Here is a 19813-nt window from a genome sequence, read left to right on the forward strand (position 1 = left end):
AGCTTGAAATGACCACAAACACGAGAATCTAGGACCGTTTTCTGACGGAGCGCGACCAGTAGGTGCTGAAGGCCGCCGGCTACGGCAAGCGCGGCGGATTCGGCACGCGTCCGGCGCTGTTCATCATCGACATGCAGTACAATTTTTGCGGCGACAAGCCCGAGGACATCCTGGAAGGCCTGAAGCAGTACCGCACCCATTGCGGCCGCGAGGCCTGGGCGGCGGTGGAGCACATCGTGCCGCTGCTGGAACTGGCGCGCGAAAAGAACCTGCTGGTGTTCTACACCGAAAGCGGCCGCCGTCCCGATCTCTTGGATTCGGGCGTGCAGGTCGGCAAGAACCATCGCGGCGGCGAGAAGACCGTGGTCGCCGGCACCCATGACACAAGGACGGTGGAGCCGATCGCGCCGCACCCGCAGGCCATGCTGATCTCCAAGCAGAAGCCGTCCTGCTTCTTCGGCACGACTTTCATGAGCCAGCTGAACTTCCTCGACGTCGATACGCTGATCCTTGTCGGCTGCACCACGTCGGCTGCCTCCGCGCCACCGCGGTCGACGCCTATTCCTTCAATTTCAAGGTGATCATACTGGAGGAAGCCGCCTTCGACCGCTTCGAGGCGAGCCACGCGATCAACCTGTTCGACCTCAACTGCAAATATGCGGACGTCATTCCGCAGGGGGAGGTCGCCGAATATCTGCGGGCCTAGCCCGTCCGCGAGCCGCGCCGCTAAGCCGCCCCTTCAACCGTCCCCCGGCACTGGAAGAAACGACCGATGAACACGATCCTCACCACGCCCAAGGCGCCCGAAACCTCCCTGCCGCAGACCTCGGTCGATGCCGAGGGCGTGCGTCTCTACAGCATGTATATCGACGGCGAATTCACCGCGACGGACGGACGCGACCTGATCGATTCCGTCGATCCCGTCACGAACGAGGTCTGGGCGCGCATCACCCGCGGTTCGGTGGAAGACGTGGACCGCGCCGCCAATGCCGCCCATCGCGCCTTCACGGAAGGCGAATGGCCGAAGCTCAATCCCAGCCAGCGCGGCGCGCTGCTGCGCCGGATCGGCGATCTCGTTTCCGAAAATGCCGACTGGCTCGCCTATGTCGAGCAGCGCGACAACGGCAAGCTGATCGCCGAACTGTCGATGCAGATGCGCTATATCGCGAACTACTACTATTATTACGGCGGCCTCGCCGACAAGATCGAGGGCTCGGTCATCCCGACCGACAAGCCGGGCGTGCTGAACTACACCAAATACGAGCCGCTCGGCGTCGTCGCCTGCATCACGCCGTGGAATTCGCCGCTGCCGCTCGCCAGCATGAAGATCGCGCCGGCGCTCGCCGCCGGCAATACGGTGGTGCTGAAGCCCTCGGAATTCACCTCCGCCTCGCTGATCGAGCTGATGAAGATCTTCGACCGCGCCGGCCTTCCCAAGGGTGTCGTCAACGTGATCACCGGCCTTGGCGCCGAGGTCGGCGATGCGCTGGTGAGCCATCGCCATGTCGAGCGCATCGCCTTCACCGGCGGGCCGATCGCCGGCCGGATCATCAACGAGACGGCGGCCAAGCACATGAAGCGCGTGACGCTGGAGCTCGGCAGCAAGTCGCCCAACATCGTCTTCGAAGACGCCGACATGGACAATGCGCTGAAGGGTGCCATCGCCGACATCTTCGCCGCTTCCGGCCAGACCTGCGTCGCCGGCTCGCGCCTGTTGGTGCAGGAGAGCATCCACGACGTCTTCGTCGAGCGTCTTCTGGAGATGGTCAGGCAGGCGAAGTTCGGCCATCCCGCCGATCACGATTCGCAGATCACGCCGATTTCCACCCGCCCGCAGTTCGAGAAAGTGAAGTCCTACGTGGAGGTCGCCCTTGCCGACGGCGCGAAGCTCGCGCTGGGCGGCAAGCCCGCAGACGTTCCGGGTTGCCCGAACGGCCTGTTCTTCGAGCCGACCGTCTTCGTCGATGTCGACAACGGCATGCGCATCGCGCAGGAGGAGGTGGTCGGCCCGATCCTCTCCATCATCCGCTTCAAGGACGAGGACGATGCCGTGCGCATCGCCAACGATATCGAATTCGGCCTTGCCGCCGGCATCTGGACCCAGTCCATCGGCCGCGCCATCAACATGTCCAACCGGGTGCGCGCCGGCACGATCTGGATCAACAACTACCGCTCCACCAGCGTCACCTCGCCCTTCGGCGGCTTCAAGATGAGCGGTATCGGGCGGGAATGCGGCATCGCCGGCATGAAGGAATACATGGAGGTGAAGAGCGTCTGGATCTCCACCGAGACCAACATTCCCAATCCCTTCGTTCGCCGCTGAACCGCTGGAACCCGTGAAGGATCAGATCATGTTGGATCGTGACGTCATCGTCGCAGGGGCCGGGCCGGTCGGGTTGGTGGCCGCGCTGGTTCTGGCCAAGGCCGGATTGAAGATTTCCGTCTTCGAAAAGCGCGAGCAACTGAACCAGGTGTCGAAGGCCTCGACCTTCCATGCGCCGACGCTGGATGTTCTCGACCGCGTCGGCGTCTATGAGGCGTTCAGCCGTCAGGCGCTGCATATCGACCGCCTGCAATACCGCACGGTGGAGGGCGGCGTTCTCGGCGAACTTACCTTCGACCTGCTGGAAGGCGTGACGCCTATCCGTTCCGCAAGCATCTGGAACAGTCGCTGCTGACGCCGCTCCTCTCGGAACGGCTGAAGACCTATCCGAACGTGGATTTCAGCTTCGATACTGAATATGTCGGCGTCGAGGACCATGGCCACGGCGTCACCGTGACGCTGGAGCAGGACGGCCGGCGGCAAAGCCTGTCGGCCCGGCTGCTGCTCGGTGCCGACGGCGCACACAGCGCGGTTCGCCAGTCGGTCGGCATCGCCTTCGACGGCGCGGCCTATCCGGGCTTCCAGCTGCGCATCCGCACCGACGACAGCATCCACGACGTCGTGCCGGATCTCGGACCCGTCACCTATCTGGTGGGAAAAACTCATTCGGTCAGCTTCCTGCACATGCCGGACAACTGGCGCGTCATCCTGCGCGTGCCCGAGGGCATTTCCGAGGAGACCGCGCTGACGGACGAATGGGCGGTGGAGCGCCTCGACACCCTCCTTCCCGGTTTCCGCATGCCGAACGTCGTCGACAAGGATTGCTATGCGGCCCGCAAGTGCCTGGCCTCCGCGCCGGGGAGCGGCAACGTCTACCTCGCCGGCGATGCCCTGCACGTGACGAACATGCGCGGCGGCATGAACATGAACTGCGGCATCCACGACGGGCTCGTCATCGCCAATGCGATGGTGGAGGCGTTGGCGAACGGCGATGCGGGCGGGCTCGAAACGGCCGCCGCCGAGCGCCACCGGGTCGCCAGGGAAATGCTCCTGCCGCGCACCGATACCATGGTGTCGCAGGAAAAAGCCTGGATCGAAAAGGTCGAAGGCCTGCTTTCCAGCAAGGAAAAGGGCGCGGCCTATCTCGCGGAGACCGCGATGCTCGACATGGTTGATCTTCCGGCGCGCGCTTAATTCAAGGGGAACGTATCCATGACCGCTCATCTTCCGCCCTTGCCGGCCCCGAAATTCTGCTTCGGCGCGCTCGTGCCGCCGGCCAACCCGACCGTCGAGATCGAATATCCGGTGCTGCTGCCGGCGGATGCCGCGCTCCATACCATGCGCCTGCCGGTCCTGCCGGGAACGCTCGACGACCGCAATCGTGGCTATGTCGAGAGCTTCCCGCAGATGATCAAGGGCTTCGGCGCGCTGAAGCTCGACGCCATCGCCATCGCGCTCACCGGCTCGCAATACCGCCTGTCGCCGATGGGCGACCGCGAGCTTTGCGACCGGCTGTCCGACCAGGCCGGCATTCCGGTCGAGACCGGCACCATCGCCATCGACCGGATGCTGAAAGCGCTCGGCATCGACACAGTCAGCCTGATGTCGCCCTATCCGAACGTCCAGACCCAGCTCGCCATCGGCTACTGGAAGGAGGCGGGCTATCAGGTTCACAGCGTTAGCCAGTTCGAGGACGACCTCGTGGCCTACCGCGTGACGCCGGAGGAGATCGGCAACGCCCTCAAGCGCATGGACGTGGCGGAGGGCGGCGCGATCATCCTCAGTGGCACCGGCATGCGCACCGTCGACATGCTGGCGACGACGGCGGCGGAAATCCCGGCCCCTGTGCTTGCCTCCAATATCTGCAGTGTCTGGAGCCTCACTCGCAACTGGGGGGCGGCCTCCGCCTGGATGCGCGCTGTCATGCCGGCCAGCCTTCCGGATTGATGGAACGCGGCGAATGCAAAACTGACCAAACCTGAAACCATAGGGGATACAAATGAAACGCAAACTTCTGACTGTCTTGGCACTGTGCATCGGCTTTGCGGCCTCCGCGCAGGCGGAAGACAACTTCACGCTGGCTCTGGCGCGCAACACGCTGACTGCCGCCGAGGAAACCTTCACCTATGCCATCCCGAAGCAGCTCGGCTACTTCACCGAAGAGGGGTTGAGCCCGGAGATCCTGCAGACCGACGGCTCCACCGCCGCGTTGCAGGCCGTCGCATCCGGCTCCGCTGATATCGGCTATGCCTCCTCCGCCGCCATCGCAGCCGCCATCGACAAAGGGGTCGGCCTCAAAGCATTTGCCGGCATCACTGTGAAATGGCCCTATTTCATCGGCGTTCCCAAGGGCTCGGCCATCAAGACGATCGACGATCTCAAGGGCAAGCGCATCGGCGTCATCAGCCTTGCGTCCGCCTCCTATGCGGATCTGCGTGCCAACCTGAAGATCGCGGGTCTCACCGAGGCCGACCTGACGGTTGTTCCGGTCGGCGCTGGCGCCCGTGCCGCTGCGGCCCTCAGTGCGGACCAGGTGGATGCCGTCGACAGCTATTCAGACAGCTTTACCGTCATGCGCCAGAACGGCGTCGATCTCGACCTGCTCGCCCGTCCGGCGGAGAGGGAAAAGCTGTTCAGCGTGACGATGGTCACCAGTGAAAAGACGCTTGTGACCCGCGGTAAAGAGCTCGCTGGTTTCGCGCGCGCCGCCTACAAAGGTATCGTTTACACGCAGCTTTATCCCGACAGCGCCTTGAAACTAGCCTTCGCCGAGTTCCCGCAGCTTGCGGGCGCTGCCGATCCCACCAGCCAGGACGCCAAGAACACGGCCGAGGCCATGATGATCGCGCTGGGCGATTCGATACCCGGCGAGCAGGATCCGGCGAAGTGGGGCGATTGGCTAAACCTGCCGGAAGAGCGTTGGGAAGCCCTGCTGACCTTCGCGAATGAAACCGGACAGACTGAAAAGAAGCTCGCCGTTTCCCAGGTCTGGGATGCATCCCTGATGCCCGAAATCTACAAGTTCGACGTAAAGGCGATCGTCGAGAAGAAATCAGGGGGCTACCCCGACGGAAAGAGATGACGATGGATAGCATTTCCCAACCGCTGATCCGCATCAACGGCCTGTGCAAGACTTATCCCACGCGGGGTGGGGATACGGTGGCGCTCGACCGGGTCAACCTGGACATTGCCGATGGTGAATTCATCGCCCTGGTCGGACCGTCTGGATGCGGCAAGACCACCCTCCTGAAAATCCGCGCGGGACTGAGGGCGGCTTTTCCGGGGAGGCACTGCTCGGCAATGTCGCCATCACAAAGCCGTCTCTAGAAGTCGGGGTCGTCTTTCAGGAACCCACGCTGCTGCCGTGGCGCACGATCCTCGAAAACATCATGCTGCCGGCCGAATTGGTGCGCATGGACATCAAGGTCTACACCAAACGGGCCCTTGACCTCATGGAGATGATCGGCCTCAAGGGTTTCGAGAAAAAGTACCCCCGGGAGCTTTCCGGGGGGTATGCGCCAGCGCGCCGGCATCTGCCGGGCGCTTGTGCGCGATCCGAAGGTGCTGCTGATGGATGAGCCCTTCGGCGCGCTCGACGCCATGACGCGCGAGTTCCTCAACGCCGAGCTGCAACGCATCTGGCTGCGTTCCGGCAAGACGGAGGTCTTCGTCACCCATTCCCGAAGCCGTATTCCTGGCCGACCGGGTGGTGGTGATGAGCCCGCGGCCCGGCCGTATCAGCGAGATCGTGCCCGTCGGCCTCCCACGCGAGCGCAAACTTGGCGATCTCAGTGGTGCCGGCGTCGTGCTCGCCCGTATCCGCGGTCACTTCGCCGACAGTTCGATGATCGATTGATGGCCTGCCGCCGCCCCGCCGCCCTCAACCTGCCGTCCATTTCCGGGAGACCGTCCCATGTATCGTGAAAGCTCGAAATTGCTACAGGCCATCCTGGTTTTCTTCCTCGTGACGGGGGGCTGGGAATTCTATGTCTGGATAAGCGTAACGCCGGCCTTCGTGCTGCCCGCGCCGAGCGTGGTGGGCAAACAGCTGTTCTCGCTGCTGGGAAATCCCCTGTTCTGGGACAATTTCTGGGTGACGATGTACGAGGTGCTGATGGGCTATATCCTCGGCATCGCGATCGCCGTCGTGCGCGGCGTGTTGATCTCGCAGGTCCGCTTGCTCGATCTCGGCCTGATGCCCTACATCGTCGCATTCCAGACCATCCCGAGCGTCGCTTTGGCGCCGATCTTCCTGCAATGGTTCGGCTACGGCCTCGCGTCGAAGCTCGTGATGGCGGCGCTGATCGCCTTCTTCCCGATGCTGGTCAACCTCATTGCAGGCCTGCAGGCCTCCGGCCGCGACGAGGTGCAGATGCTGAAGGCCTTCGGTGCCAGCCGGCTTCAGATCCTCTTGAAGGTGCGTGTGCCGAATTCACTGCCCTATGTGTTCGCGGGTCTCAGGCTTGGCGTCGTCTTCGCGCTTGTCGGGGCCATCGTTGCCGAATTCGTCGGCGCGCAAAAGGGCCTCGGCAAGATGATCTTGCAGTTCAACATTGCCGGCATGTTCGCCATCCTCATCGTTCTCGCCGCCATCGACATGACTATGCATTCGATCGTCGGCATCGCCAAGCGCCGCATCGTTTTCTGAGCGGGCGACCACTGAGAATTTTTCGCGCGGCGGTCCTGGCTAGCGCGCATGCCTGAAAACACGGATGATACGCCTGTTGCGGATTGTCCATCAAGGAAAAGATTAATGATCACGCATCGTGAAACGCCCGTATTTTTAAACTCCATGCAATACAGGGACTACGCCGTCCAGCATCTGGCCAACGGCGTTTCATCAACGCCGCGCACCGCACAGCTGCCCATGCCAGTCGCCATGGAGCACGCCTGCGGCGTCACTCTCACCGATGTCGATGGCAACGAATATATCGACTATACGATGGGTTACGGGCCGCTGATCCTCGGCCATAGTCCGACGGAGGTCATAACCGCCCTGAAGGCGGAAATCGACCGGGGTTTTCGCACCGCAAGCGTTCATCGGGGTGAGGGGCGGCTGGCCGAGCTTATCGCCGAAACGATGCCCTGCGGCGAGATCTCCTCTTTCGTGAGCACCGGAACTGAAGCCATGCAGCTCGCCCCGTCGCATCGCCCGCGCTGCGACGGGGCGCACCCGCATCATCAAGTTTCGTGCCAACTATCACGGCTGGTTCGACAATGTTCACATCGCCAACGCGCCTGGCAACGACGGTCCGAGTTCGGCTGGCCAGGATCCGCAGGCCGTGGAAAATATCACGGTGATCGACTGGGGCGATGCCGCCGCTCTGCGGGAGGTGATCTCGAACGAATATGCCGCCGTCATTCTCGAACCCGCCGCGATCAATGCAGGTTGCTTCGCGCCACCGGAAGGCTTCCTGCAAAGTGTCCGCGACCTGACGCGCCAGCACGGCGTCGTGCTGATTTTCGACGAGGTCATTACCGGCTATTGGCTGGCGCTCGGCGGCGCGCAGGAAATGTTCGGCATAGCTCCCGATCTTGCGGTGCTGGGAAAGGCCATCGGTGCAGGTATGCCGATCAGCGCTGTAACCGGGAACAGAGAGGTCATGGAGGCGCTGCTGGATGGGCGCGCAATGCATCGCGGCACGTTTAACGGCAATCCCTTGTCGGTGAGTGTGGCCATCGCCTGCGTGGAAAAACTGCAACGGGACGGGGCGGAAATCCGCGCATGAATGCGCAGGCAGCGGCGATCCAGCGCCACCTCAAAGCGGAGGCTGCGGCCCTCGATCTCGACGTCTGCGCCAACGCCGTCGGGTCGGGGGTCCAGATCTTCACGGGCGTCCGCAAAATGACTCGGATCGGCGATCTCGCCAGCGCGGACAGGATCAGGATCGCCAAATTGACGGAGCTGCTGCAGATGAATGGCCTGATGCCGCTGCCGCGCGGCCTCATATATCTTTCGCCGCTCATACGGACGCGGATATCGAAAACACGATGCGCTCTCTTTCGGAAGGGCTGAGAGCGTTCGGTGCACTCTGACATCTCTGTCGTCCGAGTTTACCCGCTGCGCACCGTGTGTGCAGGGAGGGTGGCTAGTTGAGCGCGGCTATCGCGTTAGGCGCACCGCTCCGTCTCTCCAAGTGGGGCGACGGCAGAGCGGTGCGCCGTCTTTGTAAGGAAGTCGCCCAGTGCCTTGGCGAGCAACTACTGCCGCGCGAGTGTTCGGCCAAGGCCGTAGCGTCGCCTATGCCTGCCTCGCCGGCGGCTGAAGTCTCCTCGGATCCGTCGACGCGAAGTATCTCGCCGCGCAAATGAATCCGGTCTCCGCGAATTTGAGACAGTCCGGCGATCGGCGTCTGGCAAGATCCATCGAGGATCGCGAGGAAAGCGAGTTCGATCGCCACGCCATTGAGCGGAGCAAGTAGTTCCGCGATACGGTCGTCGCCGGCGCGGCACTCGATGGTCAGTGCACCTTGCCCAACAGCCAGTAGCATGTCGGCAACGTCGATCGGTTGTTTGATGACGTCAGCCATGCGCAGTCGATTGAGGCCGGCCATGGCCAGGAGCGTCGCCGCGGCGACACTGTCCTCGAGCTTCTGGAGGCGAGTCCCGACATTACCACGGAACTCGACGATCCACAGATCGGGTCTGCGGTGCAAAAGCTGAGCCCCCCGCCGGACGTTCGATGTTCCCACGATCACGCCCTGCGGCAACTCCCACAAACTTTGCTGCTGCGCTGAAACAAATGCATCCCGCGGATCTTCGCGAACCATATAGCAGCCGAGAGCCCAACCTGGCTGACAGTCTGTTGGTAAGTCCTTGACGCAGTGGACGACCATGTGATTGTTCCGTCGAACAATGCGTCTTCGATTTCTCGGGTAAATAGGCCTCTTCCGCCGACGTCCATCAGCGCGCGATCTTGTACCCGGTAGGCGGTCGTCTTGATGGCGACGATCTCGAATGCCTCTTCCGGCAACGCATGGGCGACCATGAGCAGGGGCCGAGTTTCTACGGCTTGGACAATCGCCAAAGGTTAGCCCCGCGTCCCGATCTTTAAAGATGCGCTTTGTGTCGTGCCGTTCGACTATCATTGATGAATTTTGCGCGCAACGCGCGCGATCACCGAAGGGCTGACCGCAAATTGCGTGGCGCGTAAGCTGAGCGAACTGATCTGCCGGCGACATGTGACAACCCTACAGGTGGTGCACGAGGGAAGGCGCTCCGACAGTGTCATGTGAGTGGGTGGTTCGAATCCGCTCAGAGCTGGGGATGCTTCATTGCCGCTTGCAAGGTATTGGCGACGCGCGCCTGGCCGTTCGCTTGGTAATGCCGCGACGTTTCTTGAGGACGCCCTCTTAGGTACAAAGCTCATCACTAGCGCGCCGGAGAGGTTGACGTTGGGGACACCTTAGCCCCAGTTCGGCAGCGAAACTCTGTTCTGGAGCGCTTCGCTGGAACTGCTTTAGAACAGCATTTCGCCGAGGCTGAGCTTGCGCAGGGCGGTGGCGATGTTGGCGACGAGCGCCTCCTTTTTCGGGCCATGGTCCGGGTAGCGGGTCATGTTGTCGCCGTTGTGCATGAAGACAAATCCGCCGCGGCCGGTCGTCGTCGGATATTGCCAGATCCAGTCCGCCGGTTTCGGATCGTTTGCGGGGCCGACGTCGGTCAGCCAGATCGCGCCGGGCGGTGGATCACTCCATCCGCGGGCATATTGGCCGAAAATCCCCTGCCAGCCGTCGAAATCGTCCCCGAGGTCGCCGAAGATCGCGAAGCGGTCATTGCGCACGCGAACCTTGATATTGGCGAAGGGGCGCGGCGAAACGGCGTGGAACGGTGCCATGAAGGGCAGCCATGGCTGGCAGGCTTCCGCGCAGATGATGAGGTTTCCGCCCCGTTGCAGAAAAGCGAGGAGATTCTCCGCCTGGCTTTTCAGGAAGAACTCGTCATGACTGCTGGGGATGTAAAGCGTGTCGGTGCCATCAAGCAGGTCGGGGCCGAGATCATAGAGCGGCGCGAACAGGGGGGCAAAGCCCTCTCGCTTCAGGCTTTCCTCGATCCATTCGGGGTGCCACTCCGAGGGGACATGCGAACATTGCAGGTAGGTGAACCGGTTCCTTGCGGGTCGTTCGATGCCGAGCACGCGATTCAGCCAGGGATAGAAGGATTGCAGGAACCGCGTCGTCGCCGGCATGAAGCGCTGGCCGTTGTGCGAATGGGGATCGAGTGTGGCGAGCATCAATCGCCCGCCACCGGGCAGTGAGGGAAAATCAAGGAAGAGGCTGCCGCTGCCGTCGTCGATCTCGACGATGGAGCGTGCGCCCTCTGGTACGTTGTAGGCGCCGCCCCAGTGCCAGCTCATATGCGAAAGCGGCAGGCTTTCGGTGATTGGATGGTGCGGGGCGGAGAGTCTGACCTCCAGCATCTCGCCTTTCGTCCACCACAGCCAGTCGCGGCAGTTTCCGGGTGTCCAGGCGAGGCCCGCAATGTCGAGCCAGTCGGCATGGCCTTGCAGGCAGACGACAAGAAAACCGCCGCCTTGAAGATAGGCGTTGAGCTGCCGTGCATGCGTGCGCGGCGCCTGCGCATCCATGGCGTCGGGCATGACCACCGCCGCATAGGCGGAGAGATCAACCTTCGGCAGATCGTGGATATAGATGAGGTCGTCGAGATAATGACGGAAATCCTGAAAGCTCCGGAGCTGCCAGCTATTGCCCCAGTGAATATAGGCGATACGGTCAACCATCGAAATTCACACCTCCATGGCGGAAAACCGGTGCGTAGGTATGTTTGGTAAGGCCGGCGAAATCCGCCCGGGCGATCGGCAGATCGTAGAGGACCGTCAGGTTTTCCGCACTGAGCGCATCGGCGGTCGGCCCGCAGACATAGCTGCTGGCGCCGGTCATCAGCAGGACGTCGCTGGCGATCTCCACCGCGTGCTGCGGCATGTGGGTGGAAAAGACGATCGTCATGCCCTGTGCTGCCTGCAAATGCGCGAGAAGATCCAGAACCTTGTCCTGGTTCTTGTAGTCGAGCGCTGCGCAGGGTTCGTCGAGCACCAGCAACTCGCATTCCGAAGCGAGCGCCTGGGCGATCATCACGAGCTGGCGCTGGCCGCCGCTCAGCGCATTGAAGCTGCGCGTCTCGAAATCCTCAATGCCGAGCATGTGAAAATAGCGCCGCACGATCTCGTAGTCCCGCAAGCCCGGAGATCCGAATAGGCCGAGATGGCGAGCCCTGCCCATCAGGGCGATGTCGAGCGCGGAATAGGCGAACGGCGCATCGAACAGCTGCGGTACGAAGCCGACCTGCCCGCCGATGCGAAGTCGCCCGGATTTCGGCTTGAGGACGCCGATCAGCGTGTTGATGAGCGTGGTCTTGCCTATGCCGTTGGCGCCGAGCACGGCGAGCGTGCGGCCGCGCTTCAGGCTGAGGCTGTAGTTCCGCAGGATGACCCTGCCACCGCGCTCGACGGTGAGCTCGCTCGCCTCAATCACTGGACCAGCCTCCCTTGGCGTGCAGGCGGCGCAGGACCACCGCGAAGACGGGAACGCCGATCAGCGCTGTAATGATGCCGAGCGGGATTTCGGCGGTCGTCATCGTGCGCGCGAGATTGTCGACCATCAGCAGGTAGATCGCGCCAAGCACGCCGGAAACCGGCAGCAACCGCTGGTGATCGGCGCCGACGAGCGCGCGGGCGACATGGGGAATGACGAGGCCGACCCAGCCGATAATGCCTGATGTCGCCACAACGCCCGCCGAAATCAGTGCCGAGGCGACGAGGATGATCCACTGCACCAGCACCACCCTCGCGCCAAGGGCGCGCGCCTTCTCCTCGCCGAGCGACAAGAGGTTGATCTGGAAGCGCAGCAGATAGATGGCGATGGCGGAGGGCGCGACTGCGGCGGCGACCAGCATCAGGTCGAGGTAGTTGCTGGAGGCGATGCTGCCCATCAGCCAATAGGTGATCGCCGGCAGTTTTTGGAAGGGATCGGCCAACAGCTTGGCGATGGAGATCGCCGCCGAAAAGAATGCCGAGATGACGACACCCGCCAGAACCAGTGTCAGCATGCTGGTGCGGCCGCGAACCGTCGACAGCAGTTTCACCAGAAAAACACTACCGATTCCGAAGACGAACGCCATGCCGAGAAGAAGATAGCCCTGCAATCCCATGAGGATCGCCAACGTGCCCCCAAAACCGGCCCCGGCGGTGACGCCGATGATGCCGGGGTCGACCAGCGGATTGCGGAACAGCCCCTGCAACGCGGCGCCCGAAATGGAGAGACCATAGCCGATGACGATAGCCGCGAGGATACGCGGCAGGCGAACCTGCTCGACGACGACTTCCTGCACCGGATCCCAATAGGGCGTGACCAACGGGTGGATGTTGTCGACGAGGATATAGGCGACATCGCGCACCGAAAGATCGTAGCGCCCGATCGTAACCGAATACAGCACGGCGATGGCCAGCAGACAGAGCAAGGCCGGCAGGACGGAAACCGACGCCAGTTTCCGACCCATCCAGCCCACGGCCGGCGCCCTAGCCGAAGAGTTCGACATAGTTGTCCGCCGGGGCGTTGCTTTCGGTTTCGAGGATGGACTTCACCTGATCCTCCGTCAGCTTGGCGCCGTAGAGCAACTCATAGACGTCGGCGATCTGCTTCCTGAAATCCGGTGCATAATCGACGCCGTGGGCAATGGCGGCAAGCCATTCCGAGGTCAGGAAGATTTCCGGCGCATCGGGCGTGCGGGCGAAGACCGGCTGCTTGTAGACGCGTTTGTCCTTGACTGCCTTGAGGCTTGCCAGAACCGGATTGTCGAAAAAATCCTTCGGGTCAAGATCGTCGGCATAGGCCGGGATGACGATGATGTCGGGGTTCCACACGAGCAATTGTTCGAAATCGACGGTGCGCCACCATTCGCCGGTATTGTCGGCTGCCGGATTGGTGACGCCGCTCAGCGCAAGATTCTGCGAGCCGTTGGCGATGACCTGAATCTGGTCGGCCACCTTGTCGATGTGCAGCACGGAGGGAAGCTTGGATTTGTCGAGTTTGGCGACCTGGCCGTCGAGCGCCGCCAGCGTGTCGGCCTGCGCCTTCAGGATTGCCTGCGCGCGGTCGGTGCGACCGGTCATCTGGCCGCTCAGGGTGAGATAGTCGAGGCGGTCCTGCTCCGTGCAGCAGCGCCAGCCGACGACCGTGAGATCAACACGCTCCAGCGGCTCGATGAGCTTTTCGTCATGATTCCACTGGATAACCGCATCCGGCTTGCTTGCCAGGATCGCTTCGACATTCGGCACGAAACCGTCCTGCGCGGCGCTGGCCTCGATCTTCGCCATTTCCGGCAGCAGTTCGGTATAGATGCCCTTGGTGAAATAGCGCACCAGGGAATCCTTGTTCATGCCGGCAATATTGTCCGCCTTCTCATCGATCGAGCGATAGATGATCGGCGCGGACCGAACGATCGTTACGACCCGTTCCGGCGGCTTTGCGAAGGTTATCGACTTGCCGCGGTGATCGACGAATGAACTCTCGGCATGGAGAAGGCCCGGCAGGAGAAGCGAAAGCGAAAACGCCAATGCGGGCAATAGCTTGAGGCGGCGAGACATGGGTGCTTCCCTTGATTGGTGCGTATGTTCTTGCGCAGGGTGCCTACGCGGTTATTCATGAGTTTAATAGTCATGTTAATCGCGCGTGTCCATAGCGTTTGAGGTGTTGGGCCTCGTTGCAAAAACTCGCTGAGTGCGCGATCTGGGTAGATTTTTTGCAACAGGCTTTTCAATGAACGATTTCAAGTGGTGGCTATTTCGCGGAGACGTAATCCTGTGGGCGGTCCGTGGGTACTGCAAGTACGGCATCAGCTTGCGTGATCGTGAAACGATGCTGTGCGAACGCGGGGTGAACGTTTTGACCCCACAACGATCTGCCGCTGGGTTCAGCACTACGCGCCGGAAATGGAGAGGTGCCTGCGTTGGTACTGGAAACGGCCGCCGATGTGGCGCAGCTGGCGGGTCGATGAGACCTATGTGAAGGTCAAGGACAAGTGGCTCTATCTCTACCGGGCCGTCGCCAAACACGGTCACACGATCGACTTTTACCCGTCGCAGGCCCACAACGCCAAAGCTGCCAAACGCTTTCTGGGTAATGCGCTTGCTGGCTTGAGGATTGGAAAAAGCCGCTGGCCATCAATCAAGGCGCCGACCTATGACGTTGCCATCGCCGAACTGAAGACGGAGAGTAAGTGCCCGAAGGAAACGGTGCATCGGCAAGAGAAATATCTCAACAACGTTGTCAAAGCCGATCACGGTAAACTCAAACGGCTGATCAAACCGACCCTTGGCCTCAAGTCGATGAAGACAGCCGAAACCACGCCAAAGGACTTCGAGATGATGAACGCGCGGCGCAATGGCCAGGCGGCATTCTGGCTATACGAGGGTGGCGAGGTGGGACATCAATAGGCCGTTCGGGGTCTACTACGTCTGAAACAGCAACCGCCATCCGTTTCGCACCCGCTCTCGTTCTTCTCTAGCCACACCAGCGGCCGCTTCCGTCTCATCCCATCGAAACGGGATTGCGCGCCTCAGAACTGCTTTGCAGCCCGCACCCGTCCGCCTGCGGATGTCTCGCCGCCGTCGGCGATGTTGAGCAGCAGGCTCAAGTCCAGCATCCACAGGTTGGCGGTTTGCAACGAAACCCCGGCCGTCAGCGAGCCGAAGGCGCCCGAGCCATCGAGGCCCGAGTAGCCGCCCGTCAAGCCCAGTTTCGGTGTCACCTGCGTGCCGTTTTCCAGCGTGAACGACCGTGCGATCTCCGCGCCCAGGCTGACACGGAACTGCTCTGCGTCGAACCCTTCGATATCCACCGTCTCCCCGGCATCGTTTCGGACCGTGTAGTCGTCAACGCTTTCGGAGAAATACAGAATACGCAGTTTCGGCGTGAAGGTCGTCGCTTCGTCGATGTCCCATTGCCCCTCGAGCGAGGTGTCGGCCATCCAGCGTGTCGTGTCGAACGTGCCGTCCCAGAAGGCCGTGTCGATATCGTTGGATGAGCCGCCGTAACGCAGGCTGGCGTTCCAGAAGATGTTGCGGGCGATCTCAAACGAGGCATAGGGACCCGCAAGCCAGCCGTTGCCGGTCAGTTCTGCATCCGCATCGCTTGGGTCGGTCATCCGGTCATAGTGGAAGGACAAGCCCACAAGCACCTTGTCCGTGAGGAGATAGTCGGCGCCGGCATTGATCATCGCGAAGCTGCCCCAGCGCCCGTCATTGTCATCCCGGTTGTGCGCCAGGAAAGTGCCATCGATCCAGATGTTGAACGGCGAGGACGCGGCCGCACTCACGCCGTCGGCATTGTCGCGCGCCGCCTCCATCTGCCTCAGGCTGGTGGAAACGCTGCCCGTCATGCCCTCTTCCGACGGCATCATGCGCGCGGTGACCGGATCGGTCGCTGCCTCCATCTGCCGGCGTTCCAGAAGCCCGGGAACCTTGATGGCCGAGGAGATCATGTTCTGCCGCGTCTCGACGAAGCCGCGTACCAATGCATCGATGTCCTCGGCAACCCTGTCCGCATCATGCGCCAGTCGGTATGTGACGATCCCGATATTGGATGTGCCGAGTGCACTGATCAGCCTGTAGCCGACCTGTACTTCACCGGAATAGGTGGGATCGGGCTTGTATTGCAAATACCAGCCGGCAGGGGCCGCCGCCGCGCCAACCGCCGCCACCTCGCCACGAATGATCGTCGCTTTGCCTGCATTGGCCGGCTCGACAAAGGCAAGCTCAGCCCCCGTGAACGGACCACCCGTTGCACCCCGATTGAGGTAGACATTCGCAGGCGTCCCGCCAGCGGGAACCTCCACGACGAGGTCGACAACCGTGGTTGTCCGCCGCTTCACCCGCAAGGTGAACGTCGCCTTGCCGGTAGCGCCAGTGCCATCGCGCACCTGAATGGTAAAGTTATGCGTGCCGGCAGCGTCGGCTGAAAGCGGACCCGTGAGTTCGCCGGTCGAGATGTTCAACACCAGGCCTTTCGGCAACCTGCCCGAAACGACACTGTAGATCAGCGGCCCCGTTCCACCCTTCGCGGTGATCGATTGGCTGTAGTCTTCGCCTGCCATCGCTTCATCCAACGCGCCGCCTGGCGGGGTGAAGACGAATGTCACCTTGGGCGGCTTGATCTTCAGCGAATAGCTAGCCGCACCGCTCGTGCCGACTGTATCCGCCGCGGTAACGGTGAAGGAGAAATCACCGCTTGCCGTGGGGGTGCCGGTGATCGCCGCCGTCGCTGCATTGAGGCTCACGCCCGCCGGAAGCGTACCGGCCGTCACCGCATAGCTGATCGTACCCACGCCACCGCTTGCCGAGATCGAGGTGTTCGCATAGGCAACGCCTGCCGTGCCGGCCGAAAGCGTCGTTCCCGTTCCCGGTTTCAGCACCACTGCCGGCGCTTTGATCGTGATCGTGTAACTCGCAGCCGCCGAACCGGCCGTTGCGGCCGCCGCCGTTACCCTGAACGTCACCGTACCGAACGCACCGGATGTTGGCGTGCCACTGATCGCACCCGTCGATGCGTTGAGCCTCAGGCCGGCCGGAAGCGCTCCGCTGGTCACCGTATAGCCAATCCGGCCAACGCCGCCGCTCGCGGAGATCGATTTGTCCGAATAGGATTTACCCACAGTGCCGGCTGAAAGCGCCGTGCCCGTGGCTGGCGTCAGCACAACGGCGGGTCCACGCACCGTGATAGTGTAGCGTGCCGAGGCAGAGCCCGCGGTCGCAGCCGTCGCCTTGACTGTAAAGCCTGCCGTGCCGAGCGCACCCGCAGTCGGCTTGCCGGCGATCGCACCATTTGATGCATTGAGATTCAATCCGGCCGGAAGCGACCCGCTCGTTACCGCGTAGGTGATCTTGCCGACCCCGCCGCTTGCCGAGATCGCCCTGTCCGAATAGGAGACCCCGACTGTGCCCGCCGCCAAGGCTGTACCGGTTGCGGGCGTCAATGACACAGCCGGTCCTCGTACCCTTAACGTATAGCGCGCCGATGCGGCACCCGCGGATGCCCCGGTGGCCTTGATCGTGAAGCTTGCCGTACCGAATGCGGCGGCCGTTGGCGTGCCGGTGATCGAGCCGGTCGATGCATCAAGGCTCAGACCAGCCGGAAGAGCACCATGCGTCACGGCAAAGGTGATCGCACCAACGCCGCCGCTCGCCGAAATCGACGTGTTCGAATAAGGAACGCCGACCGTACCAGCCGAAAGCGCCGTGCCGGTTGCCGGTATCAGCACCACAGCCGAGCCGCGCACCGTAATCGTGTAGCTCGCCGAGCCAGTGCCGCTGGTTGCGGCTGTTGCCGTTACCGTGAAGGTCGCTTTTCCGAGTGCTGCGGCTGTTGGCGTACCGGTGATCGCCCCGCTCGACGCATCAAGACCAAGCCCTGCCGGAAGCGCGCCGACCGTCACAGCATAGCTTATGACGCCAACACCGCCTGTCGCCGAAATCGAGGTGTCCGAATAGGCGACGCCCACCGTGCCAGCCGAAAGTGCCGTGCCGGTTGCCGGCGTCAGCGCCACGGTAGTGCCCCCTACGGTAATCGTGTAGCTCGCCGCCGCGGAACCTGATGTCGCGGCCGTCGCCGTCACCGTGAAAGTCGCCGTGCCGAAGCCTCCGGCGGTCGGCGTACCGGTGATCGCACCGGTCGACGCGTTAAGGCCCAGCCCTGCTGGAAGCGCCCCGCTCGTAACCGCGTAGCCGATCGTCCCCACGCCGCCACTCGCCGAAATCGAGGTATCCGAATAGGCGACACCGACCGTACCGGCCGAAAGCGCCGTGCCGGTTGCCGGTATCAGCACCACCGCAGTGCCGCCCACGGTAATCGTGTAGCTCGCCGCCGCGGAACCCGATGTCGCCGCCGTCGCCGTCACCGTGAAAGCCGTCGTGCCGAAGGCTCCGGCGGCCGGCGTACCGGTGATCGCACCGGTCGATGCGTTAAGGCTCAGCCCTGCGGGAAGCGTCCCGCTCGTCACGGCGTAGCTAATCGTCCCCACGCCGCCACTTGCCGAAATCGAGGTGTCCGAATAGGCGACACCGACCGTACCAGCCGACAGCGCCGTGCCGGTTGCCGGCGTCAGCACGGTAGGCGGTGCTCCCACGGCGATCGAATAGCTTGCCGAGGCCGAACCCGCGGTCGCCGCGGTCGCCGTCACCGTGAAAGTCGCCGTGCCGAAGCCTCCGGCGGTCGGCGTACCTGAGATCGCGCCTGTCGATGCGTTAAGGCTCAGCCCTGCGGGAAGCGCGCCGCTCGTCACCGCATAGCTAATGGTCCCCACGCCGCCGCCCGCCGAGATCGACGTATCCGAATAAACGACGCCAACGGTGCCGGCCGTCAAAGCAGTTCCCGTTACCGGCGTCAGCACGACCGTTGGTCCGCCCACCGCAATCGAATAGCTCGCCGAAGCCGAGCCGCTGATCGCCGCCGTCGCCGTGACCGTGAAGTTCGACGTGCCGAGCGCGCCAGCCGTTGGCGTGCCGGTGATTGCACCCGTCGATGTATTCAGGCTCAGGCCTGCCGGAAGCGTGCCACCCGTCACGGAGAAGCTGACCGCACCAACGCCGCCGCCCGCGGAAATCGATGTATTCGAATAGGCGATGCCCACCGTACCGGCCGTCAAGGCAGTTCCCGTTACCGGCGTCAGAACGACCGCGGTTCCTCCCACGGCAATCGTGTAGCTCGCCGAGGCCGAACCGGTCGTTGCTGCTGTCGCTGTTACCGTGAAACTCGCCGTACCGAAGGCTCCGGCGGTCGGGGTACCAGTAATAGCGCCTGTAGATGCGTTGATGCTCAGACCGGTGGGAAGCGCCCCTGCCGTTACGGCATAACTGATTGTTCCGACACCGCCGCTGGCCGAGATCGACGCATCCGAGTAGGCGGCACCGACCGTGCCGGCCGTAAGCGCCGATCCGGTTGCCGGCGTCAGCACCATCGGCGGCGCTACCACCGTGATCGAATAGGCGGCCGAAGCCGTGCCTGTCGTTGCCGCGGTCGCCGTTACCGTGAAATTGGCCGTACCAAGCGCAGCAGCCGTCGGCGTGCCGGTGATCGCACCACTGGAGGCATTGAGGCTCAGCCCCGTCGGAAGCGAGCCGGCCGTTACGGCATAGCTGATCGTTCCCACGCCGCCGGTGGCCGAGATCGACGTATCCGAATAGCCTGTCCCGACCGTGCCGCCCGACAGCGCCGTGCCGGATGCCGGCGCCAGCACCATCGGCGGGGCTACCATCGTGATCGAATAGGCGGCCGAAGCCGTGCCTGTCGTTGCCGCCGTTGCCGTTACCGTGAAATTGGACGTACCGAGTGCAGCACCCATCGGCGTGCCGGTGATCGCACCGCTCGAGGCATTGAGGCTCAGTCCTGTCGGCAGCGAGCCAGCCGTTACGGCATAGCTGATCGTTCCCACGCCGCCGGTGGCCGAGATCGACGTATCCGAATAGCCTGTCCCGACCGT

General features: G+C 62.7%; 18 protein-coding genes and 3 pseudogenes. 15 read left to right on the top strand and 6 right to left on the bottom strand.

The window, feature by feature from the left end:
* The first annotated feature begins 62 nt into the window (after positions 1-62).
* The 14 genes and pseudogenes from AC1RT2_RS16065 (at position 63) to AC1RT2_RS16130 (ending at position 8339) form a co-directional block, all read left to right on the top strand.
* Positions 63-581, top strand: coding sequence for a cysteine hydrolase family protein (locus AC1RT2_RS16065; RefSeq protein ID WP_493103418.1), 519 nt, complete (start codon positions 63-65; stop codon positions 579-581).
* The gene (locus AC1RT2_RS16070) at positions 578-706 is read left to right on the top strand and encodes a hypothetical protein (protein ID WP_493103422.1); all 129 of its coding nucleotides are present in this window, start codon (positions 578-580) and stop codon (positions 704-706) included. The genes AC1RT2_RS16065 and AC1RT2_RS16070 overlap by 4 nt, the downstream gene beginning before the upstream one ends.
* 153 nt (positions 707-859) lie before the next feature.
* Positions 860-2323: an aldehyde dehydrogenase gene (locus AC1RT2_RS16075; protein WP_493103515.1), complete on the top strand. Its 1464-nt coding sequence runs from the start codon at positions 860-862 to the stop codon at positions 2321-2323.
* A 28-nt stretch (positions 2324-2351) separates the two neighbouring features.
* On the top strand, positions 2352-2678 hold the full coding sequence (locus tag AC1RT2_RS16080; protein WP_493103425.1) for an FAD-dependent oxidoreductase: 327 nt from the start codon (positions 2352-2354) through the stop codon (positions 2676-2678).
* Entirely contained in the window at positions 2675-3517 is an 843-nt protein-coding gene (locus tag AC1RT2_RS16085; RefSeq protein WP_493103517.1) for an FAD-dependent monooxygenase, read from the top strand. The genes AC1RT2_RS16080 and AC1RT2_RS16085 overlap by 4 nt, the downstream gene beginning before the upstream one ends.
* Before the next feature lie 18 nt (positions 3518-3535).
* Positions 3536-4270, top strand: coding sequence for a maleate cis-trans isomerase family protein (locus tag AC1RT2_RS16090; protein WP_493103427.1), 735 nt, complete (start codon positions 3536-3538; stop codon positions 4268-4270).
* Between the two features lie 52 nt (positions 4271-4322).
* Positions 4323-5405: an ABC transporter substrate-binding protein gene (locus tag AC1RT2_RS16095; RefSeq protein ID WP_493103429.1), complete on the top strand. Its 1083-nt coding sequence runs from the start codon at positions 4323-4325 to the stop codon at positions 5403-5405.
* Positions 5406-5407: 2 nt separating this feature from the next.
* The gene (locus AC1RT2_RS16100; protein WP_493103431.1) at positions 5408-5650 is read left to right on the top strand and encodes an ATP-binding cassette domain-containing protein; all 243 of its coding nucleotides are present in this window, start codon (positions 5408-5410) and stop codon (positions 5648-5650) included.
* Positions 5551-5901, top strand: a complete 351-nt coding sequence (locus tag AC1RT2_RS16105) for a hypothetical protein (RefSeq protein ID WP_493103521.1) — start codon at positions 5551-5553, stop codon at positions 5899-5901. Before AC1RT2_RS16100 ends, AC1RT2_RS16105 begins: the two co-directional genes overlap by 100 nt.
* The gene (locus AC1RT2_RS16110; RefSeq protein WP_493103433.1) at positions 5837-6247 is read left to right on the top strand and encodes a hypothetical protein; all 411 of its coding nucleotides are present in this window, start codon (positions 5837-5839) and stop codon (positions 6245-6247) included. Before AC1RT2_RS16105 ends, AC1RT2_RS16110 begins: the two co-directional genes overlap by 65 nt.
* A complete protein-coding gene (locus AC1RT2_RS16115; protein WP_493103435.1) occupies positions 6237-6971 on the top strand; it encodes an ABC transporter permease in 735 nt (244 codons plus the stop codon). Before AC1RT2_RS16110 ends, AC1RT2_RS16115 begins: the two co-directional genes overlap by 11 nt.
* 219 nt (positions 6972-7190) lie before the next feature.
* Positions 7191-7451: pseudogene (locus tag AC1RT2_RS16120) on the top strand (aminotransferase class III-fold pyridoxal phosphate-dependent enzyme); the annotation flags it as partial.
* Between the two features lie 19 nt (positions 7452-7470).
* Positions 7471-8052: an aminotransferase class III-fold pyridoxal phosphate-dependent enzyme gene (locus AC1RT2_RS16125; protein ID WP_493103519.1), complete on the top strand. Its 582-nt coding sequence runs from the start codon at positions 7471-7473 to the stop codon at positions 8050-8052.
* Positions 8049-8339, top strand: a complete 291-nt coding sequence (locus AC1RT2_RS16130) for a hypothetical protein (protein WP_493103437.1) — start codon at positions 8049-8051, stop codon at positions 8337-8339. Before AC1RT2_RS16125 ends, AC1RT2_RS16130 begins: the two co-directional genes overlap by 4 nt.
* 73 nt (positions 8340-8412) lie before the next feature.
* Here AC1RT2_RS16130 and hemC read toward each other — a convergent pair.
* From hemC to AC1RT2_RS16155, 5 genes and pseudogenes are all read right to left on the bottom strand, one after another.
* Positions 8413-9311 (bottom strand): annotated as a pseudogene (hemC, locus tag AC1RT2_RS16135) (hydroxymethylbilane synthase).
* A 471-nt stretch (positions 9312-9782) separates the two neighbouring features.
* The gene (locus tag AC1RT2_RS16140; protein ID WP_493103439.1) at positions 9783-11063 is read right to left on the bottom strand and encodes a hypothetical protein; all 1281 of its coding nucleotides are present in this window, start codon (positions 11061-11063) and stop codon (positions 9783-9785) included.
* On the bottom strand, positions 11056-11814 hold the full coding sequence (locus AC1RT2_RS16145; protein WP_493103441.1) for an ABC transporter ATP-binding protein: 759 nt from the start codon (positions 11812-11814) through the stop codon (positions 11056-11058). Before AC1RT2_RS16145 ends, AC1RT2_RS16140 begins: the two co-directional genes overlap by 8 nt.
* Positions 11807-12838 carry a FecCD family ABC transporter permease gene (locus tag AC1RT2_RS16150; protein ID WP_493103443.1) on the bottom strand — a complete coding sequence of 344 codons (1032 nt, stop codon included), beginning with the start codon at positions 12836-12838 and terminating at the stop codon, positions 11807-11809. The genes AC1RT2_RS16145 and AC1RT2_RS16150 overlap by 8 nt, the downstream gene beginning before the upstream one ends.
* A 19-nt stretch (positions 12839-12857) precedes the next feature.
* Complete coding sequence (locus AC1RT2_RS16155; protein WP_493103445.1) at positions 12858-13925, bottom strand: ABC transporter substrate-binding protein; 1068 nt, start codon at positions 13923-13925, stop codon at positions 12858-12860.
* 172 nt (positions 13926-14097) lie between these two features.
* Between AC1RT2_RS16155 and AC1RT2_RS16160 the strand changes: the two are divergent.
* Positions 14098-14799: pseudogene (locus tag AC1RT2_RS16160) on the top strand (IS6 family transposase).
* 97 nt (positions 14800-14896) lie between these two features.
* Here the strand turns inward: AC1RT2_RS16160 and AC1RT2_RS16165 are convergent.
* A partial coding sequence (locus AC1RT2_RS16165; protein WP_493103447.1) for a putative Ig domain-containing protein occupies positions 14897-19813 on the bottom strand: 4917 nt, incomplete at its 5' end.

It is taken from the genome of Shinella sp. GW821-FHT11G07, from assembly GCF_058808115.1.